The sequence below is a fragment of the Phenylobacterium sp. genome (genome assembly GCF_020402505.1).
In the GTDB taxonomy this organism is placed as follows: domain Bacteria; phylum Pseudomonadota; class Alphaproteobacteria; order Caulobacterales; family Caulobacteraceae; genus Phenylobacterium.
Window position 1 is genome coordinate 1 of sequence record NZ_JADBZL010000194.1, and the last position, 24,356, is coordinate 24,356.

Annotated in this window: 18 protein-coding genes and 1 pseudogene; 5 read left to right on the forward strand and 14 right to left on the reverse strand. The window is 69.8% G+C overall.

Annotation, left to right across the window (positions count from 1 at the left end; translation table 11 throughout):
* Positions 1 to 1,341 (reverse strand): alkaline phosphatase D family protein (locus IM632_RS13050; protein ID WP_296552430.1); only part of this gene is annotated, 1,341 nt, incomplete at its 3' end.
* Between the two features lie 81 nt (positions 1,342 to 1,422).
* Positions 1,423 to 1,998 carry a 16S rRNA (guanine(966)-N(2))-methyltransferase RsmD gene (gene rsmD, locus IM632_RS13055; RefSeq protein ID WP_296483977.1) on the reverse strand — a complete coding sequence of 192 codons (576 nt, stop codon included), beginning with the start codon at positions 1,996 to 1,998 and terminating at the stop codon, positions 1,423 to 1,425.
* A gap of 134 nt (positions 1,999 to 2,132) precedes the next feature.
* On the opposite strand from rsmD, the pseudogene IM632_RS13060 reads away from it, so the two are divergent.
* Positions 2,133 to 2,768: pseudogene (locus tag IM632_RS13060) on the forward strand (enoyl-CoA hydratase/isomerase family protein); the annotation flags it as partial.
* On the opposite strand, the gene IM632_RS13065 reads toward IM632_RS13060, so the two are convergent.
* Positions 2,722 to 3,939 (reverse strand): pseudouridine synthase, encoded by a 1,218-nt coding sequence (locus IM632_RS13065; protein ID WP_296483980.1) that lies wholly within the window; start codon positions 3,937 to 3,939, stop codon positions 2,722 to 2,724. The pseudogene IM632_RS13060 and the gene IM632_RS13065 overlap by 47 nt on opposite strands.
* A 12-nt stretch (positions 3,940 to 3,951) precedes the next feature.
* Here IM632_RS13065 and IM632_RS13070 point away from each other — a divergent pair, with 12 nt between their 5' ends.
* A complete protein-coding gene (locus IM632_RS13070; protein ID WP_296483986.1) occupies positions 3,952 to 4,431 on the forward strand; it encodes a nucleoside deaminase in 480 nt (159 codons plus the stop codon).
* Here IM632_RS13070 and IM632_RS13075 read toward each other — a convergent pair.
* The 3 genes from IM632_RS13075 to IM632_RS13085 all read right to left on the reverse strand — a co-directional run bounded on the left by IM632_RS13075 (position 4,393) and on the right by IM632_RS13085 (position 8,014).
* On the reverse strand, positions 4,393 to 5,274 hold the full coding sequence (locus IM632_RS13075) for a dienelactone hydrolase family protein (protein WP_296483982.1): 882 nt from the start codon (positions 5,272 to 5,274) through the stop codon (positions 4,393 to 4,395). The genes IM632_RS13070 and IM632_RS13075 overlap by 39 nt on opposite strands.
* 55 nt (positions 5,275 to 5,329) lie before the next feature.
* Entirely contained in the window at positions 5,330 to 6,499 is a 1,170-nt protein-coding gene (locus tag IM632_RS13080; protein WP_296552432.1) for an alanine--glyoxylate aminotransferase family protein, read from the reverse strand.
* 63 nt (positions 6,500 to 6,562) lie between these two features.
* Entirely contained in the window at positions 6,563 to 8,014 is a 1,452-nt protein-coding gene (locus IM632_RS13085; protein WP_296483772.1) for an AMP nucleosidase, read from the reverse strand.
* Between the two features lie 110 nt (positions 8,015 to 8,124).
* Between IM632_RS13085 and IM632_RS13090 the strand changes: the two genes are divergently transcribed.
* Positions 8,125 to 9,375 carry a dicarboxylate/amino acid:cation symporter gene (locus IM632_RS13090; RefSeq protein WP_296483774.1) on the forward strand — a complete coding sequence of 417 codons (1,251 nt, stop codon included), beginning with the start codon at positions 8,125 to 8,127 and terminating at the stop codon, positions 9,373 to 9,375.
* Positions 9,376 to 9,443: 68 nt separating this feature from the next.
* On the forward strand, positions 9,444 to 10,310 hold the full coding sequence (htpX, locus tag IM632_RS13095; RefSeq protein ID WP_293521122.1) for a zinc metalloprotease HtpX: 867 nt from the start codon (positions 9,444 to 9,446) through the stop codon (positions 10,308 to 10,310).
* A gap of 9 nt (positions 10,311 to 10,319) precedes the next feature.
* Here the strand turns inward: htpX and IM632_RS13100 are convergent, their stop codons facing one another.
* The 4 genes from IM632_RS13100 to IM632_RS13115 form a co-directional block, all read right to left on the reverse strand.
* Positions 10,320 to 11,363, reverse strand: coding sequence for a ribonucleotide-diphosphate reductase subunit beta (locus IM632_RS13100; RefSeq protein ID WP_296483818.1), 1,044 nt, complete (start codon positions 11,361 to 11,363; stop codon positions 10,320 to 10,322).
* A 127-nt stretch (positions 11,364 to 11,490) separates the two neighbouring features.
* Complete coding sequence (locus IM632_RS13105) at positions 11,491 to 13,356, reverse strand: ribonucleoside-diphosphate reductase subunit alpha (RefSeq protein WP_296483777.1); 1,866 nt, start codon at positions 13,354 to 13,356, stop codon at positions 11,491 to 11,493.
* A gap of 374 nt (positions 13,357 to 13,730) precedes the next feature.
* A complete protein-coding gene (locus tag IM632_RS13110) occupies positions 13,731 to 14,933 on the reverse strand; it encodes an OmpA family protein (protein WP_296483780.1) in 1,203 nt (400 codons plus the stop codon).
* Positions 14,934 to 15,073: 140 nt separating this feature from the next.
* Complete coding sequence (locus IM632_RS13115) at positions 15,074 to 16,861, reverse strand: cation:proton antiporter (RefSeq protein ID WP_296483783.1); 1,788 nt, start codon at positions 16,859 to 16,861, stop codon at positions 15,074 to 15,076.
* 94 nt (positions 16,862 to 16,955) lie between these two features.
* Between IM632_RS13115 and IM632_RS13120 the strand changes: the two genes are divergently transcribed.
* Positions 16,956 to 19,061, forward strand: coding sequence for a M13 family metallopeptidase (locus IM632_RS13120; protein WP_296483785.1), 2,106 nt, complete (start codon positions 16,956 to 16,958; stop codon positions 19,059 to 19,061).
* Between the two features lie 4 nt (positions 19,062 to 19,065).
* Here IM632_RS13120 and IM632_RS13125 read toward each other — a convergent pair whose 3' ends face one another.
* From IM632_RS13125 to hisS, 4 genes are all read right to left on the reverse strand, one after another.
* Positions 19,066 to 20,271 (reverse strand): TIGR03862 family flavoprotein, encoded by a 1,206-nt coding sequence (locus IM632_RS13125; RefSeq protein WP_296483788.1) that lies wholly within the window; start codon positions 20,269 to 20,271, stop codon positions 19,066 to 19,068.
* A gap of 357 nt (positions 20,272 to 20,628) precedes the next feature.
* Positions 20,629 to 21,579 carry an ATP phosphoribosyltransferase gene (gene hisG / locus IM632_RS13130; protein WP_296483791.1) on the reverse strand — a complete coding sequence of 317 codons (951 nt, stop codon included), beginning with the start codon at positions 21,577 to 21,579 and terminating at the stop codon, positions 20,629 to 20,631.
* A complete protein-coding gene (locus IM632_RS13135) occupies positions 21,576 to 22,706 on the reverse strand; it encodes an ATP phosphoribosyltransferase regulatory subunit (protein WP_296483794.1) in 1,131 nt (376 codons plus the stop codon). Before IM632_RS13135 ends, hisG begins: the two co-directional genes overlap by 4 nt.
* Positions 22,703 to 24,199 carry a histidine--tRNA ligase gene (hisS, locus tag IM632_RS13140; RefSeq protein ID WP_296483797.1) on the reverse strand — a complete coding sequence of 499 codons (1,497 nt, stop codon included), beginning with the start codon at positions 24,197 to 24,199 and terminating at the stop codon, positions 22,703 to 22,705. Before hisS ends, IM632_RS13135 begins: the two co-directional genes overlap by 4 nt.
* Positions 24,200 to 24,356 lie beyond the last annotated feature (157 nt).

The window sequence follows — 24,356 nt, forward strand, 5'->3', positions numbered from 1 at the left end:
GTCGCCACCGGAACTGATGGAGGTGGCGACGAACTCCACCGCGAGAGGTGAGCCGACGGGGTTGCGGCTGTCGCGGAACAGTTCGCCCGCATAGTGCTGGTGTTCATCGCCGGTCAGCACCACGGTGTTCCGGATCCGCCGGTCCCTGAGATGGGCGAGGAGCCGGGACCTGGGTACGGCGTAGCCCGCCCAGGTGTCGAGGTTGTAGCCGGGCTCGGGGCCTTCCCGGCGCTCCAGGTCCATCACCATGATCTGCTGGGCGAGGACCTTCCAGTGCGCCTGCGAACGCGCCAGGTTGCGGAACAGCCAGGCCTCCTGCGCCTGACCCAGAACCTGGGCGGCGGAGTCGCGGACCGCGTCGCAGGTGGTCGCCCACTTGTCGCCGCAGGGCTGGTCGGTGCGGAAGGACCGGGTGTCGAGGAGATTCAGGTCGAGCAGCCGCCCCCAGGCGGCGCTGCGATAGACCTGCATCCCGGCCCCCCGGGGAAAGGACGAGGCCCGCAGGGGCATGTGCTCGTAATAGGCCTGGACGGCCGCCTGGCGGCGAAGGTTGAAGATCTCCGGCGGCGTCCCGTCCTGGTCCTTGTCTCCGACCCAGTTGTTGTCGATCTCGTGGTCGTCCCAGGTGCAGAACCAGGCGGCGGAGGCGTGGCTGGCCTGAAGGTCCGGGTCCATCTTGTACTGGGCGTAGCGTCGCCGGTAATCGTCGAGGGAATAGATCTCCCCGCCGAGATGGGCGCGGGGGGACCCGGGCCGGGGCGGGGCGGCCGCACCGCGGCCCTCGTAGATGTAGTCGCCGTAGCAGTAGATGAAGTCCAGGCCCTCCTCGGCGATCCTGCGGTGCGCCGTATAGAGGCCCTGCTCGTAGGACTGGCAGCCGACGACGCCAAAGCGGGCCCGGCGGGGCTGGGCGGACCGGGTCGGCGTCGTCCGGGCGCGCCCCGGGGGCGAGGCCTCGCCTCCCGCCAGGAAGCGATAGGCGTAGTCCCGGTCCGGCTCCAGGCCCGCCACCTCCACATGAACAGAGTGCCCGAGCTCCGGACGGGCGAGGGCTTCGCCGCGCCGCACCACCTGGGTGAAGCCTGGGTCCGCCGCGACCTCCCAGGTGACGGGAGCCGCCACCGGGGGCATGCCGCCGCCGGGTTCCAGCGGCTTCGGGGCGAGGCGGGTCCAGATCACGAAGCCATCCTCGACGGGATCACCCGCCGCGACCCCGAGCTGAAAGGGGAAGTCAGCAAAGACGGGATTGGCCCTGGCCCGCCAGGTGGGAACGAGGCTCGTTGCGCCCGCGGCGAGGGAGAGAAGAAGACCCCGGCGTGACGGGGGCGGGGCTTGGGACATGGAACCTCCGCAACAGACGGGAGTCACCCTAGAGCAGATTTGTGACAGGCCCAATCCGGCGACCGCCGCCCGGTGGCCCGCCTACCCCTCCCCTCCCTCCAGCTGCAGGAACCAGACCTTCGCTGCGCCCCAGGTGCGGGCGTCGAGGAGGGTGTAGCCCGGGGCGTCGGGGGTCGGCTCGCCGGCGCCGGTCTCCAGCACTGCGAGGGCGCCAGTGGCCAGCCAGCCGCCTTCGCGCAGGCGGGCCAGGGCGGTCTCGCCGAGGCCCTTGCCGTAGGGCGGGTCTAGGAAGGCCAGGGTGAAGGCCGGGCCGTCGGCGCCGGGACGCACCCCCAGGTCTGTCGCGTCGCGGCGGTGGATCCGGGTGCGCCCGAACAGGGCGAAGGCCTCGGCGTTGTCGCGGATGGCGCCCCGGGCGGCGGCGTCGGTCTCCACGAAGAGGCAGAAGGCGGCCCCGCGGGAGAGGGCCTCGAAGCCCAGGGCGCCCGAACCCGCAAAGAGGTCGATGACCCGGGCGCCCGCGAGGGGCGGGGCCCAGTCGGCGTGCTCCAGGATGTTGAAGACCGCCTGGCGGGCGCGGTCGGAGGTGGGCCGGGTGCCCTGGCCCGGCGGCGCGGCGAGGCTTCGGCCCTTCAGGGCGCCGGAAACAATGCGCATGGCGGGATCGCCTCGGTCAGGTCTAGGGTGGTGGCGGGATGGAGACAGACAGGGAGGTCCTGATGAGCCTGGTGACCCGCGAACGCAAGGGGGCGGCGGTGGTGCTGACCTACGCCAACCCGCCCTGGGGCACGATGACCGCCGCCGGCGCCCGGGAGATGTACGCCGAGGCCAAGGCCGCACTGGACGACCCCGAGGTGCGCTGCCTGGTCCTGACCGGAGGCGTGCCCGGCATCTTCATCCGGCACTACGACGTGGACGAGCTGGCCGACATGAGCGCCCGCCTGCAGGACGGCCCGCCGCCGGCCCCACCGCGCGCCGACGCCCCGCCGCCGCCGCCCGGCTTCCTGGAGCTGACGGACATCATCTTTGCGGCGGACAAGCCCGTGGTGGCGGCCATCAACGGCCTGTGCCAGGGCGGCGGCTTCGAGCTGGCCCTGGCCTGCGACATCCGGATCGCGACGCCGGACGCGGCCTCGATCGGCCTGCCCGAGACCCGGATCGGAATCTTCCCCGGCGGCGGCGGCACCCAGCGCCTGCCCCGGGTGGTGGGCGAGGCCAAAGCCCTGGAGATCATCCTGCGCGGCCTGACCTTCACGGGCGCGGAGGCCCACGCCATCGGCCTGGTGCATGAGCTTTCGGCCGATCCCCTGGCCCGGGCCCTGGAGATGGCGCGGGAGTGGGAGGGGCGCGGGGCCGAGGGTATCGCCGCCGCCAAGCGGCTTACCCGCGCGGCCCTCGACCGCCCCCTTTCGGAGGGCCTTTCCGAGGAGCGCCGTTCCTTCCTGGAGGTGATGCGGACCGCTTCGGCCCGCGCGGCCCTGGAGGGCGCCCGCCGACCGGTGGAGATCCAGAAGATTTGACGGCGCGGGTCGGGCCGGAACGGGCCTTCGGGGCTCCGGCAGGCTTTCCCATGTCGGTCATGCCGGGCCGGGCCGCATCCTTCCGTCCGGAGCCGGGTTTGCGCAGTGGACGGGCGCCTGCGGGCCGGGCCTTGGCCTTGGGTCGCGCCCAACCGGGCTTGTAGGCGGGCCGGGCCCGGTCTGCGGCGGCTTCAGGAGAGGTGACGGCCTCCGACGCAGCTTCCCGGCGCTTCTCTGAAACCGGGGCCCGTCGGCTCCACTTCGGCTTGTCGCCCCTGGGCAGGTCCTCAGGCGGGATCAGGTCGCTGAAGAGCTCGCGGATCACGCGGGGCCCCACCTCCTCGATCTCGCCGGGGGGCAGGGTCGACAGGGCGAAGGGACCGTAGGCGAGGCGGATCAGCCGGTTGACCTTCAGGCCCACCGATTCGAGCACCTTGCGAACCTCGCGGTTCTTGCCCTCGGAAAGGGTGACGGTGATCCAGAGATTGGCGCCCGAGGCGCCGTCCCGGGCCTTGTCGATCACCGCCTCTACGGGGCCATAGCGCACCCCGTCGACGGTCACTCCAGCCTTCAGGGCGTCGAGCCGATCCTGGGTGATCCGGCCGAAGGCGCGGGCCCGGTAGCGGCGGACAAGGCCCGTGGATGGCAGTTCCAGAGCGCGGGCCACGCCTCCGTCATTGGTCAGCAGGAGGAGGCCTTCGGTGGCAAGGTCGAGGCGGCCGACGGAGATCAGCCGGGGCAGGCCCTGGGGCAGACCCTGGAAGACGGTGGGTCGACCCTGGGGGTCCTTGTGCGAGGTCACCAGGCCCGCGGGCTTATGATACCGGAACAGGCGCACGGGCTCGGCCTCGCCCACCACCTCGCCATCGACGGTGAGGATGTCGTCGGCCTCGATCCGGACGGCCGGGGTCGTCAGGGTCCGGCCATTGATGGCGACCCGCCCCTCGGCGATCAGGCGCTCGACCTCGCGGCGCGAGGCGACCCCGGCCCGGGCCAGGGCCTTGGCGATGCGCTCGCCGCCGCCCTCCGGGGATTGACCTTCGTCGCCGCCAGGGGTTCGTAACGGATCGTGGACCATGATCCGGAGTACATGCGCATTGCGCTGGCCGAGGCGCAAGCCGCCGCGGACCGGGGGGAGACCCCCGTGGGCGCCGTCGTGGTCGATCCGGCGACCGGCGAAGTCGTCGCAGCAGCTGGCAACGCTCCGATCGGCGAGTCCGACCCCACCGCCCATGCGGAGATTCGCGCCCTGAGGGCGGCGGCCCGGAAGCGGGGCAACTACCGACTGACCGGACTGACCCTTTACGTGACCCTGGAGCCCTGCCCCATGTGCGCCGGGGCGATCAGCCACGCCCGGATCGGGCGGGTGGTGTTCGGCGCGGAGGATCCCAAGGGCGGCGGCGTGGTGCATGGCGCACGCGTCTTCGACCAGCCCACCTGCCACTGGCGGCCGGAGGTCCAGGGCGGGGTCCTGGCGTCTGAGGCCTCGGACCTCCTCAAGGGATTCTTCCGCGCCCGGCGCAGCCGCCGGTCAGGTGAGGCGGCGGCGGTAGAGGGCGAGGAGGGCTGACCAGGCCCGCTCGGCGGCCTCCGGATTGTAGACGGCGGATCCCGGAACACACCATCCATGGCGGGCCCCCGCGTAGACCTCGACCTCCGCGAGTCTGCCGGCGGCGCGAAAGGCGGCGCGGAGAGCCTCCTTGGCCTGGGGCTCCTTCTGGTCGTCGTCCTCGGCGATGGCCACGAGGAACTCGGCCCGTGTGCGGGCGATCAGCCGGTGCGGGCTGTCCGGCGCGGCGGTGACGAGGCCTCCACCGTGGAAGGAGCCGACGGCGGCGATCCGGTCCGGGAGGGCGGCGGCGGCGAGGAAGGACATCGGCCCGCCCATGCAGTAGCCCTGGACGCCGGCGCCCTTGCCGGGGTCGACCAGGGACTGGCCGTCGAGCCATGCGAAGCAGGCGATGGCGTCACGGGCCGTCGCCTCGGGGGTGAGGGCGGATCTGAGCTCCATCAGCTTCGCCCGGTCGGCGGGATCGGCCCAGTTGACGGGACCCGCCGGGATGGGCGCGCGGCCCTTCCGGTAGAAGGGATTGGGGACCAGGACGGCGTAGCCCTCGGCGGCCATGCGCCCCGCCATCTGCCGGAAGACCGGGCGCAGGCCCATGATGTCGGTCCAGACCAGGACCGCAGGCCAGCCGCCGGCGGGGGCCCTTCCCGTGGGGTGGACGAAGACGGCGTCGCAGAGGCCGTCAGGCGTCTGGACCTCGACGTCCATTTCCATGACCTTCAGGGGCGCGGCGGCGGCCGGCGCCGAAGCGGCCACGGCGGCGCCGGCGGCGATAAGGCCGAGATCGCGCCGGGACAGGCCGGTGTCCGACGGAGGCGAACCGGGGCGTTGGACGTCATCGTTCATGGCGGGCTCCTGACCAGACCTGGAGGCACGATTATGCGCCCGCCCGCGCCGCCTGTCAGCCCAGGTGCGCCCCGGCGGCGGCGAGGGCGGCGGCGAGATCCACCGGCCGGCCCTGGGCCGCCAGGGCGTCCGCCAGGGCGGTGAGGCAGAGCCGGACATGCCAGGGGGTCGCCGAGGCGCCCATGAGGCCGATCCGCCAGACCTTTCCCTTCAGGGGTCCGAGGCCCGCGCCGATCTCCAGGTCCCAGCGCGCCAGCATGTGGGCCCGCACGGCCGCCTCGTCGACACCCTCGGGAACCCGGACGGTGTTCAGCTGCGGCAGGCGATGTTCGGGGGCGACCAGCATCTGCAGCCCGAGGGCCTCCAGGCCGGCGACCAGGGCCTCGTGCATCCGGGCGTGACGCACGAAGACGGCCTGCTGGCCCTCCTCGAAGAGGGCCACGAGGGATTCATGCAGGCCGTAGAGGGCGTTGATGGGCGCGGTGTGGTGATAAGTCCGCCCCCCCTCGCCGCCCCAATAGGCCATCAGCAGGCTGACATCGAGGAGCCAGTTCCGCACCGGCGTGGTGCGGGCGGCGACGGCGTCCAGGGCGCGGCGGGAGAAGGCGACGGGAGACAGGCCGGGAGGCGCCGAGAGGCACTTCTGCGTGCCGGAATAGAGGACGTCGGCGTCCCAGCCTGCGGCGTCCACCGGCACGCCGCCGAGGGAGGTCACGCAGTCGACGATGGACAGGGCGCCGTGACGGCGGGCCAGGGCGCAGAGGGCGGCGGCGTCGGAGCGCACGCCCGTGGAGGTCTCGGCGTGGACGAAGGCGAGGACCTTGGCGGGGCCAGAGGCCAGGGCGGCCTCGACCGCGGCGACATCGACGGGTTCGCCCCAGAGAGCGTCGACCCGGACCACCTCGGCGCCGGCCCGGCCCGCCATGTCGACCATGCGGCCGCCGAAGACGCCGTTGACGGCGATCACCGCCCGATCGCCCGGCTCCAGCAGGTTCATGAGGGCGCCCTCCATGCCCGCCGTCCCGGGGGCGGGCAGAGGCACGCAGGCGTGGTCAGGCGCATTGAAGAGCCGAGCCAGGGCGGCCTTGATCTCTTCCATCAGGTCCTGGAAGGCGGGATCCAGGTGCCCGACCGTCGGCCGGGCCAGGGCCGACAGCACCCGCGGGCTGACGTCGGAAGGGCCCGGGCCCATGAGGATGCGTCTCGGCGGCTGGAAGCTCTGCATGTCGCCCTCCCTGTTCGGCGTGCGACGATTAGGGGAAGCCGGCGCGCATGTCAGCACCCGCGATCAGCGGAAGGGCGGCTCGTCAAAGCTGCGCAGCTTGCGCGAGTGCAGGCCGGCGCCCTCCCGGCGAAGAAGGTCGATCGTGGCGAGGCCGATCTGCAGGTGCTGGCCGATGGCCCGATCATAGAAGGCGTTGGCCTGGCCAGGCAGCTTGATCTCGCCGTGCAGGGGCTTGTCGGACACGCAGAGCAGCGTGCCGTAGGGCACCCGGAACCGGTAGCCCTGGGCGGCGATGGTGGCGCTCTCCATGTCGATGGCTACGGCCCGCGACTGGTTGAACCTGAGGGCGCTGGACGAGTACCGCAGCTCCCAGTTACGGTCATCGGTGGTGACCACGGTGCCGGTGCGCAGGCGCCGCTTGAGGGCCTCGCCGCTCTCGCCGGTGACGGTCTCAGCCGCCCGGCCCAGGGCCACCTGGACCTCGGCGATGGGCGGGATCGGAATCTCGGGCGGCAGGACGTCGTCGAGAACGTGATCGTCGCGCAGGTAGGCGTGGGCCAGGACGTAGTCGCCGATGGTCTGCGAGCCGCGCAGCCCGCCGCAGTGGCCGATCATCAGCCAGGCCTCGGGCCTGAGGACCGCCAGGTGATCGGTGATGGTCTTGGCGTTCGAGGGGCCCACGCCGATGTTGACCAGGGTCACGCCCCGACGACCGGGCGCCATGAGGTGATAGGCGGGCATCTGGTGGCGCCGCCACGTGGCGTCGGCGACGACCTGCTCGGGATTAGGCGTGTCCCGGGTGACCAGGACGCCTCCGGCGGTAGAGAGGGCGGTGTAGCCCTCGTCGGCGCGCAGGCGCTCACAGGACCAGCGGACGAACTCGTCCACATAGCGGTGATAGTTGGTGAAGAGGACATAGGACTGGACGTGCTCAGCCGGTGTCCCTGTGTAGTGGGTGAGCCGGGCAAGGGAGAAGTCGGTCCGCAGGCCGTCGAAAAGGGCGAGAGGGCGGGCCGCCTCAGGCGGCGAGACCCAGAGTCCGTCCGCCACCTCGTCGCCGATGTGGGCCAGCTCGGTCGTGGGGAAGTGCCGGGCGATCTCGACAGCGCCGACATCGGCCTGGGCGAGGTCGACCGAGGCGTCAAGGACATAGGCGAAGGGCATTTCCTGGGCGGAACGGCCGACGCTGACCGTGACGTCGAAATCCGCCATCAGGAGGGAGAGCTGCTCGACCAGGAAATCCCGGAAATGCCGGGGGCGGGTGACTGTGGTCTCGTAGGCGCCCGGGGCGCCCAGGCGGGCATAGGCCCGGGCGAGGCGTGGATAGCCCTGACCTGCAGGCCAGACCAGCCTGAGGCTGGGATAGGCGAAGGCCCCTGAGGCCCGCAGGGCCGGGTCCGGCGGAACGCCGCCGGACAGGAAATCATTCAGGGCGGTTCTCAGGGCGGTGACGGAGGCGTCGTACTCGGCCTCCAGCGCATCACAGATGCGCACAGCGTCGGTGTTTGGCGTCATGCCCCTTCATAGCGCGCTCCTCGCCCAATGCCGAGGGGCGCCCGGCCCGGGATGGACGGCGGGTGTGTTCTTGGCCAAAAGACGGGGGGGCCAAACTCGGGGGGGACGTCATGCGCCTGTTCAACATCTTTGTCGTCGCCGCCATGGTGCTGGGCGTCCTGGCCGGCTGGGCCGCCCACACCTTCCTTTCCGCGGAGCAGGCGGGGGCCTTCGCCGAGGGCCTGTCGGTCATCACCACCATCTTCCTGCGCATGATCAAGATGATCATCGCCCCCCTGGTCTTCGCCACTCTTGTGGCGGGGATCGCCCACATGGAGGACGCCGCGGCGGTCGGCCGGGTGGGGGTAAAGTCCATCGCCTGGTTCCTGCTGGCCTCCATCGTCTCGCTGACGGTGGGCCTGTTGATGGTTCATCTGATCCAGCCGGGCGCCGGCATGTCGCTGGACCCCTCAGCCCTGGCGGACCGGGCGGTTGCGCCGGCGGCCAAGCTGACCCTGAAGGAGTTCCTGACCACCCACCTGGTGCCGGACTCCATCATCAAGGCTATGGCCAACAACGAAATCCTGCCGATCGTGGTGTTTTCGGTCTTCGTCGGGACAGCTGTGGCCTCGATCGACGACCGTGCGCCGGCGGTGCTGAACCTGGTGGAGCAGGTCTCGGCCATCATGCTGAAGGTGACCGGATACGTCATGCTGGTGTCGCCGGCGGCTATCTTCGCCTCTCTCGCCTCGGTGATCGCCACCAAGGGTCTCGATATCCTGGGGGCCTACGCCAAGTTCGTCGGCGGCTTCTACCTCTCGCTCGGCGCCCTCTGGACCCTGTTGCTGGCCGCCCTGATCCTCGTCGTGGGCCTTCGCGGACTGAAGCTCATCGCGGGAATCCGCGAGCCCATGCTGCTGGCCTTCTCGACCGCCTCTTCGGAGGCGGCCTACCCCGGCACCCTGGCGGCGCTGCAGAAGTTCGGCGTCTCCCGCAAGGTGGCGAGCTTCGTCCTGCCCCTCGGCTACTCGTTCAACCTGGACGGGTCGATGATGTATTGCACTTTCGCCACCCTGTTCATCGCCCAGATCTACGGGATCGAGCTGACCCTGATGCAGCAGATCACCATGCTTGGCCTGCTGATGGTGACCTCGAAGGGTATGGCCGGCGTGCCCAAGGCCTCCATCGTCGTGATCGCTGCGACCCTGGCCTATTTCGGCCTGCCGGAGGCCGGGATCGGCATCATCCTGGCCGTGGACCAGCTGCTCGACATGGGCCGGTCAGCCACCAACGTGGTGGGCAACTCGGTGGCCAGCGCCGTGGTGGCCAAGTGGGAGAATCAGATCGGGCCAGGGGAAGAGGAGGCGTCCAAGCCGGTGTGAAGGCGGTCTTCCACCCGCGCGCCCGTCTCCCCATATTCCGGCGGTCAGACTCCATGGGGCGGAACCCGATGCGAAATACCCTGAAGACCTTCACCCTGCTGGCCGCGCTGACGGCCATCTTCGTGGGGATCGGCTACAGCATGGCCGGCCTGAACGGCATGCTGATCGCCTTCGGCCTGGCCGTGGCGATGAATCTCTTCAGCTACTGGAACTCGGACAAGATCGTCCTGAAGATGTACCGGGCGGCGCCGGTGGACGACTCCCACCCGGACCCGCGCGTGAGGGCCTACGCCTCGGACGTCCGCGACCTGGCGGCCCGGGCGCAGATGCCTCTGCCGAAGATCTACATCATCGACCAGGACCAGCCCAACGCCTTCGCCACCGGCCGGAACCCCGAGAACGCCGCAGTCGCCGCGACCCGAGGTCTCCTGGAGATGCTGGACCGGCGCGAGATCCGGGGCGTCATGGCTCATGAACTGGCCCACGTGAAGCACCGCGACACTCTGACCATGACGGTGACGGCGACGATTGCGGGCGCGATCTCCACCCTGGCCAACCTGGCGGCCTTCAGCGGACTGTCGGGCGACAGCGAACGCCGGGGGGCGGGCCTCCTGGGCATTGTGGTCATGATCCTGGCGCCGATCGCCGCCGCCCTGGTGCAGATGGCCATCAGCAGAAGCCGCGAGTACGAGGCCGACCGGGCGGGGGCCGAGATTTCCGGCGACCCGGAGGCCCTGGCGAGCGCCCTGCGGAAGATCGAGGCCTACGCCCACGGGGTCCGCAACCCGGACGCCGAGGCCAATCCGGCCACCAGCCACATGTTCATCATCAACCCCCTGCACGGGGAGGGGATGGACAACCTGTTCTCGACCCACCCGTCCACCGCCAACCGCGTGGCGGCGCTGATGGAGCTGATGGGCCGGCGGACCGCCTGACCGGAGCGCCTACTCGGCGGGCTCCGCCGGGACGCTGCGGCGGGCCATGAGGCGGTCGAACTCGGTCCAGACGCCGGCCTCTCCGTGCCATTGCCCCCGGGTCGCCGCCTTGGAGTACTCTGTGGACCGGGCCTCGAAGAAGTTGGCGTGCTCGACGCCCGAGATCATCGACTGCAGCCAGGGCAGGGGGTTCTCCTTCACCCCGTAGACCTCCGGCAGGGCCAGCTGGCGCAGGCGCCAGTCCGCGATGAAGCGGATGTAGGCCTTGATGTCGTCGGGGGTCATGCCCTGGACCTCGCCGGCCGAGAAGGCCAGGTCGATGAACTTGTCCTCGAGGCTGACCACGGTCTTGCAGCAGTCGACGATGTCGTCCGCCACGGCGGCGGTGACTGCCCCCGTCTCCTGGTTGAAGGCGTGATAGAGCTTGATGATGCCCTCGCAGTGCAGGCTCTCGTCCCGCACCGACCAGGACACGATCTGACCCATGCCCTTCATCTTGTTGTGCCGCGGGAAGTTCATCAGCATGGCGAAGCTGGCGAACAGCTGCAGACCCTCGGTGAAGGCGCCGAACATGGCGAGGGTCCGGGCGATGTCCGCCTCGGTGTCAACGCCGAACTGCTGCATGTAGTCGTGCTTGGCCTTCAGCTCCTGGAACTCCAGGAAGGCCGTGAACTCGGAATCGGGCATGCCGATGGTCTCGAGCAGCAGGGCGTAGGCGGCGATGTGGATCGTCTCCATGTTGGAGAACGAGGCCAGCATCATCTTGATCTCGGTCGGACGGAAGACGCGGGAATAGCGCTCCATGTAGTTGTCGTTCACTTCGACGTCCGACTGGGTGAAGAAGCGGAAGATCTGGGTGAGGAGATTCCGCTCGCGGTCGTTGAGCTTGGCCGCCCAGTCCTTGAGGTCCTCGCCGAGGGGCACCTCCTCCGGCATCCAGTGGACCTGCTGCTGGCGCTTCCAGAACTCGTAGGCCCAGGGATAGCGGAAGGGCTTGTAGGCGTAGGACGGGGTGAGCAGGCCAGGCAGGGCGGACTTGGCGGGCACGGTCAGGCTCTCCTCGGGAAAACGGTGGAAGACTTCAGGTCGGAGGGCGATCTAGACACGGCTTGGAGCCGATATCTAGGGGGTCTCGCTTCGCCGGGCCCAACATGTTGTGAACGGACGGGGGATACCTGGCCTACTGGCAGGCCAGGCATTCCTCGTAGTCCGTACGGGCGGCGTCGGACATGTCGACGGCTTCAGCCGCCTCGGCGCCGGCGTGGGCCGCCCGCTGCACGGACTTCGAGCGCAGGTAGTACAGGGACTTGCACCCCTGCTCCCAGGCGGACCAGTGCAGCATGTGCAGGTCCCACTTGTCGACGTCGCCCGGCAGGAAGATGTTCACAGACTGGGACTGGCAGATGTCCGGCGTACGATCGGCGGCCAGCTCGACCACCCAGCGCTGGTCCAGTTCGAAGGCGGTCTTGAAGACGTCCTTCTCATCCTGGGTCAAGACGTCGAGGTGCTGGACCGACCCCTCGTTTTCGAGGATCGAGTCCCAGACGGACGGGATGTTCTGGCCCCGGGCCTCGAGCAGTCGCTCCAGGTAGGGATTGCGGACGGCGAAGGTGCCGGACAGGGTCTTGTGGGTATAGATGTTGGCCGGAATGGGCTCGATACCCGCGCTGGTCCCGCCGCAGATGATGGAGATCGACGCGGTCGGGGCGATGGCGAGCTTATGCGAGAAGCGTTCCATCACGCCACGCTCGGCGGCGTCGGGGCAGGGGCCGCGCTCGGCGGCGAGCACGCGCGAGGCGGCGTCGCACTGTCGGCGCAGGTGCTTGAAGAGCCGCATGTTCCAGGACTTGGCCATAGCGGACTCGAAGGGCACGTTCTGCATCTGCAGGAAGGAGTGGAAGCCCATCAGCCCCAAGCCCACCGAACGCTCGCGCCGGGCGGCATAGATGGCGTTGGCCATGCTGGACGGCGCCCGGGTGATGAAGTCCTCGAGCACATTATCGAGGAAACGCATGACGTCCTCGATGAAGGTCGGATGGTCACGCCACTCCAGGAAGGTCTCGGCATTCACCGAGGACAGGCAGCAGACTGCGGTGCGCTCCTTGCCCAGATGATCCAGTCCGGTGTGAAGCATGATCTCCGAGCACAGGTTGGACTGGCGGACAGAGAGGCCGAGGTCCCGCTGGTGCTGGGGCAGGGCCCGGTTCACCGTGTCGGAGAAGATCAGGTAGGGCTCGCCGGTCTGCAGGCGGATCTCGAGAATCTTCTGCCAGAGACTGCGCGCGTCGACCTCACGGATGACTTCGCCGGTCTTGGGCGAGCGCAGGCCGAAGGCGGCGCCATCGCGCACGGCCTCCATGAACTCGTCGGTGATCGAGATGCCGTGGTGCAGGTTCAGGGACTTGCGGTTGAAGTCGCCGGACGGCTTGCGGATTTCGAGGAACTCCTCGATCTCGGGATGGTGGATGTCGAGGTAGACGGCCGCTGATCCCCGGCGCAGGGAGCCCTGACTGATCGCCAGGGTGAGGCTGTCCATGACCCGGATGAAGGGAATGATGCCGCTGGTCTGGCCCGCGCCCTTCACCTTCTCGCCGATGGAGCGGACACCCCCCCAATAGGTGCCGATGCCGCCACCGTTGGAGGCCAGGGCGACGTTCTCGTTCCACACGCCCTGGATCCCGTCGAGGGAGTCGTTCACGGCGTTCAGGAAGCAGGAGATGGGCAGGCCTCGATCAGCGCCGCCATTGGACAGGACCGGAGTGGCCGGCATGAACCACAGGCGGGAGATGTAGTCGTAGACCCTCTGGGCGTGGTCGGCGTCGTCGGCGTAGGCGGTGGCCACGCGGGCAAACATGTCCTGGTAGGACTCGCCCGGGAGGAGATAGCGGTCCTCCAGGGTGGTCTTGCCGAAGTCGGTCAGCAGAGCGTCCCGCGAGCGGTCCACCTGGACCTTCCGCACCAACTGGAGCTGGGGGCGTTCCGCCCGCTCGTGCGCAGCCTTTGCCTCCGTCTCAACCGCTCGCCTCACTGCTTCACCACCGCTCATGCCCTGCACCCGCAATCCTCACTGGCGGCGCGGATCTGGTCCGGGCCCACCACTTCATTAAACGTCTATATCTAGTGGGCGCCCCGCCCGACTACGCAACATCATGGGGCCATGACCCTAATGACTCGTCAACGGGGCGGGCGGGTTGTCCCCGGGAGTTTTTTGCTAACAAGAGGTTAACAGGGGGCTTGACGCTTGAACATGCTGGAGTTTCGAGAGGCTCGGAAACACCGATTCACGAGACTGTGAACATCAGGGCGCGACAGACTTCCCGGGCCGCACGATGCCCCAGGGCGGCGCGCCAGGCATGAAAAAGGGGCCCGGTCGCGAGACCGGGCCCCGGTATTTCCAGGCGTTTCCGCCTGCGATCGAGATCAGAAGTTGATGTCGATCGTCGAACGGCGGTTCAAGGGTTCCTTCACGCCATCGCCGGTGGCGACCGCGAGTTCGGTTTCACCCTTCCAGTCGACCTGCATCAGCTGCTGGCCCACGCCCTGACCCACCAGTGCGTCGGCGACGGCCTTGGCCCGGCGCTCGGAGAGCCGGACGTTGTAGGCCGGCGAGCCGGACGAGTCGGTGTGTCCGACCACGATCACTCGGGTCGCGTTACCGGCCTTGGCGTACTCAGCTGCTTCCGTGACGATGGTCTGGGCTTCCGGCGTCAGGATGGACTGATCGAACGGGAAGTAGACCACAAACTGCTTGGCCTCGTAGGCCGGCGGCGGCGGAGGCGGCGGCGGCGGCGGGGGAGGCGGCGGCGGCGGCGGGGGAGGCGGAGGCGGCGGCGGCGGCGGCGGCGCGAAGGAGTAACGCAGACCCACGGTCAGGGACTGGTCCTCATACGCACCGTTGAAGGCGCCGGGCTGCAGGGCATGGGTGCCCTTGGACGCGAAGGTCAGGTCCGAGCCGCTGAGGTAGCGGTAGGTCAGGTCCGCATCCAGACGGTCGGTGATGGCCCAGGCCACGCCGGCGATACCCTGCCAGGCAAAGGCCGTATCGTCATCGTCGATGGTCAGGTTCTGATAGGCCGGGTTTGCGGGGGTGGCCGCAGCGCCCGCCGGGGTGATCGTGGAGAATTGGCCGACGATCGCATCCGCTGTGGTCTGGTTGATGCCCACGCCCACCCCGATGAAGGGGTTCAGCGTCGAGTCCGGCAGGATGTCGTAAATGACATTGCCCATCAGGGTGTAGGTCTTCACGCTGCCGGTGGGCGAGCCGCAGTTCGGGGCCGCCGTGGTGCGCACCACGCCTGCGGTGCAGAGGCCCTGGATCGCGTTGCTGGCGCCGCCGCGAACCGACTCGATGTCGCCGGGGCGATAACCGCCTTCCAGCTCGACGCGCCAGTTGCTGGAGACCTGATAACCAAGGCGGGCGAAACCGCTCCAGTCATCCGCCTGATTGAACTTCCAGTTGTAGGGCTTGCCGTTGGCGGCGTTGTTGCTCGACGTTCCGTCGATGCCCATCGGCCAATGATAGCCAAGATCGACCGCACCATACCAGCCCACTTCGCGGGCAGAGGCCCCCGACGCGATGGTCACGGCGGCCAGGGCCGCTCCGGCCAAAAGTTTGAATTTCATAACAGAGCCCTCTCTTGCCCTCAGCGGAGACGAAACCGCTTTGCTCGCCTTATATCAGGCGAACTATCACGTGGAAGTGTCGCAGACGCAACAGCAGGCTTTATTCGCCGGAATCTCCGCTGGCAAGCCTCGAAGCGCCGTCAGGATCCGACCCCCGCAGGACGGCGACGGGGTTTTGCGAGAAACCCGTCGCCTCTGTTCAGTTCGCGCCGGAACTCGTCGCGTCGTTCGTGGATCGAGGCGATGACAGGTCCGGCGGGGGCTCCCAGGCCGAGAAGGACCGCCTCCGACAGCTGCAGGCTGGCCTCGACGGTCTCGGGGACCGCGTCAGTGACGCCCATATCGTAAAGGCGCAAGGCCTGCTGGCTGTCCCGAGCCCGGGCGAAGATGGCCAGATCCGGCCGCCTCTCTCTGACTGAGGCCACGAGAGCTTCCACGGAGGCTGAATCCCCCCCCTCGGCGTCCGAGGTGATCACCAGGGCCTGGGCGGTGTCCAGACCGCAGCGTTCAAGAAAGCCCGGTCGGGAGGCGTCGCCGAAATAGAGGCTTCGGCCAGACCGGCGCCCCCGGGCGACCACGGCGGCGTCCTGATCGATGGCTGACCAGGGCAGGCCATGCCGATCCAGCATCTCGCCCACCAGTCGCCCGACCCGTCCGAATCCGACGAGGAGGATCCGGCCCTCGGGCGCAGCCCCGGGGGCGTGCGGCGCCTCTGCCAGCCCCCCGGTCGCCCGCCCGGCGATCCGGAGCCCGAGGGCGGCCAGAAGCGGGATGCACATCATCGACAGGGTGGCGGAGACGAGGAGGCTCTGACCCAGGGCGTCGGGGACGAGGCCCAGCTGCATTGCGGAAGCCAGGATGACGAAGGCGAACTCGCCGCTGGCGGCCAGCAGGAGGGCCGTCTCGATCGCGACCCTCCAGGCCATGCCGAAGGCGCGGGCCAGTCCGAAGATCAGGGCGGTGTTCAGGGCCATCAACCCGACGGTCACCCCAACGACCTGGAAGGGCTGTTCGAGGATCAGACCGACATCGAGGCCGATGCCGACCGCCAGGAAGAAGAGGCCAAGGAGCAGGCCCTTGAAGGGCTCGATGACCTGTTCGACCTCATGGCGGAACTCGGTCTCGGCCAGCAGCAACCCGGCGACAAAGGCGCCCAGGGCCATGGACAGGCCGGCGAAGGCCGCCATCAGGCCTGAGCCGATCACCACCAGCAGGCAGGCGGCCATGAACAGCTCCTCGCTGCGGGCCCTGGCCACCGAGCGCATCATGGGGCGCAGCAGGAAGCGTCCGAACCCGACAAGGGCGGCCACCGCCAGGGCGGCGGGGGCGAAGCTCAGCAGGATGTCCGGAGACAGGGCGCCGTCGTCGTTCCGCCCCAGGATGGCCAGGGTGATCAGGATTGGCGCTACGGCCAGGTCCTGGAACAGCAGGACGGCGAAGGTCACGCGGCCCGCCTGGACATGCTGGCGGCGACTTTCGGTAAGGATCGGCATGACCACTGCGGTCGATGACAGGGCCATGGCGGCGCCGACCGCCGCGGAGGCGGTCACCGAGGCCCCGAAGAGGTAGGCGGTCAGGCCGACGATAAGGCCGCACCCCAGGACCTGCAGCGCGCCAAGGCCGAAGACGTAGCGCCGCATGAGCCAAAGCCGGGCCCAGGACAGCTCCAGCCCGATCATGAACATCAGGAAGACCACGCCCAGCTCACCAAGCTGAGCCAGCTCCTTCGGCGAATCGATGGTCAGCTCCGCCGCCCAGGGCGCGAGGGACCCGAGGGCGCCCAGTCCTGACGGACCGAGGAGAACGCCGGCGCCGAGGAAGCCGAGGATGGGACTGATCTTCCAGCGCCGGAACAACGGAACAATGATCCCCGCCGTCGCCAGGAAGAGGATGACATCCTTGAAGTCGCCAGGTGCGGGGTGAGCCATGTTCGTCCTCGTCGCCCCGGACTATGGAGCAAGCGGCCGGCCGATGCGAGGCCCCCGCGCAGCTCCGAATCGGGGGTGGAACAGGCGACAAGGGGTGCGCAGAAACCTCGTGCCTGTCGCGCCTGTCGGCGGCATGTTGCGTGGCCTGACCCGCCTGGACCCGGAGACCCCGATGACCTTCGCCCGCCCTCTGATCGCGGCCATCGCTGTGGCCATCGCCCTGCCCGCTGTCGCCTCAGACCTCGCCGCCCCCCGGATGGGCGCCTGGGGCTTTGATATGGCCGGGCGCGACGCCGCGACGCCCGCCGCCCGGGACCTCTTCACCCATGCCAACGGCGCCTATCTTGAGGGACTGCAGATTCCCGCCGACCGTTCGAGCTTCGGGGCCTTCGACGCCCTGCGCGAGCTGTCTGTGAACCGGATGCGCGCCGTCCTCGAGACGGCGGCGGCCGACCCTGCGCCGACGGCGGACAGGGTGCGTCTTGCGACCCTCTACAGGAATTTTATGGACGAGGCGGCGGTCGCCGCCCTGGGGGCGAAACCTATCGCCCGGGCGCTCAGGGACATCCGCGCCATCCGGAACCACCGGGACGCAGCGCGGCTGATGGGCCGCTCGACCAGCAGCTTTGGCGGCTCGGTCATTTCAGCATTCATCTCGGACGACGCCCGGAACCCGCAGGCCTATGCCGTCTACCTGAGCCAGTCCGGCCTGAACCTGCCGGACCGCGACTATTATCTTGAGGCCCGTTTCGAGCGTCAGCGGGGGGAGTACCGAGCCTATGCCGAGCGCATGCTGGCCATGGCAGGCTGGCCCGAACCCGGAAAGGCCGCAGACGCCATCCTGGCGTTCGAGACGAAGATCGCAAAGGCCTCCTGGACCAACGCCCAACGTCGGGACCGGGATCGCACCTACAATCCCGCGACGCCTCCGGAACTGGCCCGCATTGCGCCTGGCTTTCCCTGGGCCGACTACCTGTCCGGCGCAGGGCTGGGCAGCGTGGACCGGGTCATCGTTCGCGAGATGGGGGCCCTCCCCGAGATCGCCCGCATTTTTGCTGAAACCCCCTTTGAGACCCTCCGGGCCTATCTGGCCCTGAGTCTCGCCGACGAGGCGGCGCCCTACCTGTCCCCAGACTTCGACAAGGCCAACTTCGACTTCCGCGGCAAGGTCCTGACCGGGCAGCCTGAGCAGCAGCCGCGTTGGAAACGAGCCGTCGCCCTCGTCGATGAACAGCTTGGCGAAGCCCTGGGTCGGGATTACGTGGCCAACTACTTCCCGCCGGAGTCCAAGGCCCTCATGGAAGGACTGGTGGCCGACATCAAGGCCGCCATGCGCAAGCGGATCGAACGGGTCTCCTGGATGGGACCTGAGACCCGGGCCAGGGCCCTGGAGAAGATGTCGAAGTTCAGCGTCATGATCGGATACCCCGAGGTCTGGCGCGACTATACCGGGCTCGAGATGAAGTCCGGAGATCTCTTCGGCGATGTCTCCCGGGCCCGGGCCTGGAACTGGAACCGCCTTGTCTCCCGCCTGGATCAGCCCGTTGACCGACGGGAATGGTCCATGACCCCGGCGACCGTGAACGCCTACTACTCCCCGACCCGCAATGTCATCGTCTTCCCCGCCGGCATCCTGCAGCCGCCCTTCTTCGATCCCAAGGCCGACATGGCGATCAACTACGGGGCCATTGGCGGGGTGATCGGACACGAGATCACCCACGGTTTCGATGACCAGGGCCGCAAGTCCGATGGGGACGGTCGCCTGAACGACTGGTGGACGCCCGGGGACGCCGAACGGTTCAAGGCCGAGTCCGCGAAGCTGGGCGCACAGTACTCGGCCTTCGAGGCCCTGCCCGGCGTCTTCATCAAGGGGGACCTCACCATGGGCGAGAACATCGCAGACCTCGGCGGTGTCCTGCTGGCGCTTGACGGCTACCGCGCCTCCCTGAAAGGGGCTCCAGCCCCGGTGATCGACGGTCTGACAGGCGACCAGCGGGTCTTCTACGGGTGGGCCCAGGTCTGGCGGACCAAACTCCGGGAGGACCGGGCGCGCCAATTGCTGACCACGGGGCCCCACTCGCCGCCCCAGGCGCGCGTGAACCTGCCGGTCCGGAACATCGACGCCTTCCATGAAGCCTTCGGCGTCAAGCCGGGTGACCCCATGTACCTGCCTGCGGACCAGAGGGCCCGGATCTGGTGACGCCTCAGCCCGCCCGGACCAGAATGTCCCGGGCGGCGTGGACGCCGGTGGCGAAGACCGCCTGCAGGAGATAGCCCCCCGTGGGCGCCTCCCAGTCGAGCATCTCGCCGGCGACCCAGACGCCGGGACGGGCGCGGAGCTGGAGCCCCGCGTCCAGGTCCTCGAACCGGACCCCCCCAGCTGTGGAGATTGCGCGCTCCAAGCCCGTGGTCGCCGTCAACCGAATACGGATCGCCTTGATTCGCGCAGCCAGGACCCGGGAGTCTCCGGGCAGGGGACCTGCTTCCCGCATCAGGGCGATGGCGGCGGGCGGTAGGGAGGCGGCCTTCCTCAGCCGGTTGGAGAGACTGGCCTTCCGGTCCTGGCGACCGATCCGGGCCGCCAGGTCGACGGCCTTACGGTCCGGCCTCAGGTCGATCTCGACGGTCGCCTCGCCCGTCGCAGCGATGGCGTCGCGCAGGTCTGCTGAGAGGGCGTAGACGGCGCCCCCCTCCAGCCCCCGGGAGGTCAGCAGGACCTCCCCCCGGGCCCGGCGCTCCCCGAACCGGAGTTCAACCGCTTTCAGGGGTGTCCCCGCGAACCGGTCGGTCAAGGTCGGGCTGAGGGTTCCGACGAAGCCGCAGTTGGCCGGCCGCAGGGGCGCCGGCGCTGCGCCGGCGGAGGCCAGCAGGGCGGTCCAGGCGCCGTCTGCGCCGAGACGGGGCCAGCTGGCGCCGCCGAGGGCCAGGAGGAGGGCGTCGGCTGGCTCCGGGACAGGGGCGTTCTCCGCCTGCCGGAAGAGGGGATGACCGTCCGCGTCCCATCCGGTCCAGGTCGAGCGGAGACGGAGCTCTACGCCCAGCCCGGCCAGGCGGGCGAGCCAGGCCCGGACCAGGGGCGAGGCCTTGAGGACCCGGGGAAAGACCCGTCCGCTGGTGCCGACGAAGGTGTCCTGGCCCAGGCTCGCCGCCCAGTCGCGGAGGGCCTTGGGGGGGAAGGCCTCCAACAGGGGTGCAAGGGTCTCTTCCCGACCGCCATAGCGGCTGAGCATGTCGGCCAGGGCCTCCGAGTGGGTCAGGTTCAGTCCACCGCGGCCGGCCATGAGCAGGCGGCGGGCGGGACTGGGCATGCGTTCGTGCACGACCACCCGCGCGCCGCCCCGGGCCAGGACCTCGGCCGCCATGAGGCCGGCGGGACCCGCGCCGACAATCACCACCTTCGGACCTGGCATGGAATGGGTGACTCCGGATTGCGAAGGACAGGCAGCCCCCGGCCGGACGCGGGAGGAACCCGGGGTGGTCTTCCGGGGGCCCAGGCCTCCGACAGCCCGTCCGACCCCCGGATTTGACAGAAACGTCAATCTTCTTGGGATCGCCCAAAAAAACAACCCGCCTTTCGGCGGGTTGCTTGGGCTTTGGAACCCTGGATTCAGAAGGCGTTTCCTCCCCGAAACGCCGGAGATCGACGGTTCGAAGGCCGTCATGTCTCTCGCTGCTTCCGACTTGAAGGCAATTTCATGGCGGTGTCAACCGGCCCCGCAGGAGAGCGTCCAGACATCCGCAAGGCAGCGCGTTTCTTGACATTACTGTCAACTCTGACCCAGGGCGGTGCGCAGGCGCGCAATGGGCGGACAGGCCGTCTCGAAGACGAAGTCTGGCCGTGAAGCGGTCACCGGACCCCGGCCCGCGGCCGTCAGCCGGGCCGCGACCCGGGCGACGAGGCCGACGGGCGCCAGGAGACCGTTCGGACGGCGGACAGCGCCCAGCGTCTCGAGCTCGGGAAGGATGGGGTCCTCGTCCCCGCCGGGCCAGATGAGGGTGGCCGCGGCGTGGGCGGCCGCCCGGGCTTCAAGTATCCGCACCAGGGACTCCGCCGCCGCCATCACCTCTTGCGTCCAGTGGGCTCGCAGCCCGGCGGTCAGTTGGGCCTCGCTCCTCAGGATGATCCCGTCCTCCAGAATCTTCAGATCATTCGCCCGGAGAGTCGCCCCGGTCGTGGTGATGTCCACCACGATGTCGGCGGCGCCCGCCGCAGGCGCGCCTTCCGTAGCGCCGCCGGATTCGACGATTCGATAGTCGGCCACCCCGTGCAGAGCGAAGAACTCGCGGGTCTGCACGAGGTACTTGGTCGCCACCCGCAGACGCCGGCCGGTCCTGACGAGACGATCGTGGGCCACCTCCTCCAGGTCGGCCATGGTCGAAACGTCCAGCCAGCTCCGCGGGGCGGCGACCACCAGGTCGGCGCGGCCGAAGCCGAGAGGGCGCAGAAGCAGGGCCGAAGCGGCGGCTTCGGCGCCCTGCTCGCGCAGCAGGTCCTCTCCGGTGACGCCCAGGTGGACCTCGCCGGACACGAGGGCCGCAGCGATGTCACCGGCGGACAGGAGGCGCACCTGAACGCCGTCAACGCCCTGCAGGCGGGCGCGATAGCCCCGGTCGCCACCGCTCATCGAGAGGCCGAGCCCGCAGTCCTGCAGCCAGGTCTCGACCTGTTCCTTGAGGCGCCCCTTGGAGGGGATGGCCAGGGTCAGGGCGTCGCTCATCGTCCGGTCTCCGCAATGGCCCGCCCGGGCCGGACCATGCCGCCCAGGGCCGCCCCTCCGCCGACGCCGCCGGACAAACGGGCCTGCAGGCCGTCGTAGCGTCCTCCGGCCGCCAGGGGCCGGTCGGGACCGAGGGCGGTGGACAGGACCTCCACGACAAGGCCGTCGTAATAGGCGAAGTCGCCGCGGGGGGCGGCGTCAAAGATCGCCACCGCAGATCCGGCGGTAGCCGCCTCGATCCGGTCCAGGCGCCGGGCCCAGTCGGCGAGCCGGGCCTCGAGGTCGGCGGCCTTCGGGGCGAGACGACCCAGCTGTTCGAGGGCGGCGCGGGGGGCGGCGCGGACGGCCAGGAAGGCCCGAATGGCGTCGGCCTGATCCGGCGACAGGGAGGGCGCCCGGGCGGCCTCGGACCGACGCACCAGGCGGGCGGCGATCTCGGCGGCGCTGCGACCGCCGACGGGCGTGATGCCCGACAGCATCCAGATCTCCTCCAGGAGGGCCGCGGCCTCCTCCGGCGGCAGGGCGCCCAGCCGCCGGGCGATCACGCCTTCGGAGGGATCATCAGACTCAGGACCGCCGGCGCGGTCGAGTTCCGCCGCCAGCCGACTGGGCCGGGCGGCCATTCGGGTCAGACGGGCCGCCAGGGCCCCGTTCAGGCCGAGGGACTCCACGAAGACCGGAAAGAGGCCTGCATCCCCGAGACGCAGGGAGAGGTCGCATCGCCCCCCGGCCAGGGCGGCGCGCCAGAGCAGGTCCACGAGGTCCGCATCCGACTCGACCCGGTCGCCACCCGGCGCGAAGCGCTCGATCCCGATCTGAAGGACCTCCCCGGCCTCCTCCTCGGAGGCGCGGAAGACAAGCCCTTCGTAAGCGTAGTCTCCGGAGGCGGCGCCGGACGCAAGGTGCAGGCGAGCGACCGGGGCGGTGAAATCGGGCCTCAGGCAGACCTCTTCCCCACCAGCGGCCTGCAGCACATAGAGACGCGAGCGGAGGGCTTCCCCGGCCAGCTCCAGGACCAGGGAGAGGGGCTGGAGAACGGGGGGCTGCACCCAGGTCGCGCCGGTCTCGCGGAAGACCGCGCGAATGGCCTCGAGCCGGTCGGTGGGCAGGCGGGGCTCCTGGATCATGTCGCCTCTCCGAGGATGTGGCGGACCACGGCCACCAGCCGGTCCCTCGGAACGGTCTGCTGGCCCGGTCGCTCGGCCCGCCAGGCGGCGTTGTCCGTGACGTCGGAAGCCAGGGCCCGGCCAAGGTCGAGGTCCTTGATGGTGACCGTCCCGGCGGCGATCTCGTCTCCGCCCAGGATGACGGCGGCGGGGGAGAGACGCCGGTCGGCGTACTTCATCTGGGCCTTCATCCCCGAGGCGCCGAGATAGACCTCGGCGGCGATCCCGGCGGCGCGGAGCTCGGCGGCCACGGCGAAGTAGGCGGCCATGTCGTCCGGCGAGAAGGCGATGACCACGACGGGGCCCCTCGCCTCCCGACTGTTTTCCCGGTCTGCGGCGCGCAGGGCGGCGGCGAGGCGCGAGACGCCGAAGGAAAAGCCGGTGGCCGGGGTGCGCTCGCCGGTGAAGCGGGCGATCAGGTCATCATAGCGCCCGCCGCCGCCGACCGAGCCGAAGCGGGCGGGCTGGCCCTTCTCGTCCAGGGTTTCCAGCCGCAGCTCAGCCTCGAAGACCGCGCCAGTGTAGTACTCCAACCCCCGGACCACGGACGGGTCGAAGACCGCCCGGTCTGCGCCTACGCCCATGCCGGCCAGGGCCCGGTCGATGCCCGCCAGCTCCTCAAGGCCGGCGTCGCCCTCGGCCGAGCCGCCGATCACCCCGGCGATCCTCCGCAGGGTCTCGGCCCGGTCGCCGGCGCCGGCGGCGGTGAAGGCCAGGACCGAGTCGATGGCGGCGGTCGCCAGCCCCGCCCCGCGGGTGAAGGCGCCGGACTCGTCCTTCCGGCCCTCGCCGAGGAGGAGGCGGACGCCCTCCGGCCCCAGCCGGTCAAGCTTGTCGACGGCCCGCAGGACGGCGAGCTTCTGGCCCTCGTCCGCCACGCCGGCCCGGTCCAGGAGGCCGTTGAGCAGGCGGCGGTTGTTGATGCGAAGGACGTAGCCGCCCTCGGGCAGGCCGGCGGCGGCGAGGCCCTCGGCGGCCATGGCGATGATCTCGGCGTCGGCCTCCGGGCGGGCCGAGCCCACCGTGTCGGCGTCGCACTGGGTGAACTCGCGGAACCGCCCCGGGCCGGGCTTCTCGTTGCGCCAGACCGGACCGTAGGCGTAGCGACGGAAGGGCCGGGTCAGGCCCTCCCGGTTCTGGGCGACGAACCGGGCCAGGGGCGCGGTGAGGTCATAGCGCAGGGCCATCCACTGGTCGTCGTCGTCCTGCAGGGCGAAGACGCCCTCGTTGGGACGGTCGGCGTCCGGCAGGAACTTGCCCAGGGCGTCGGCGTACTCGAGGGCGCCGGTGTCGAGGGCCTCGAACCCATAGCGCTCATAGACCTCGGAGACGCGGACGAGGATCCGGCGCTCGGCGGCCAGGTCGCGGGCGCGGCGATCAACGAATCCACGCGGCGCGCGGGCCTCCGGGCGTGACGCCGCCGCTGGGTCTGTCGATGTGTCAGGGGTGCTCATGGTCCTATCCCTTGGTTGGCCAGGGACGGAGCCGCCGGCCGGCCCCGTCCGCATTGCGCGGGGGCCGGCGCCGGAGGTTCGATCAGGCCGAACGCACCCGCCCGCTCCCGCTTTCGCAGGTCGGATGGTGGGGGCCGTGATGGTGAACCTGACGGAA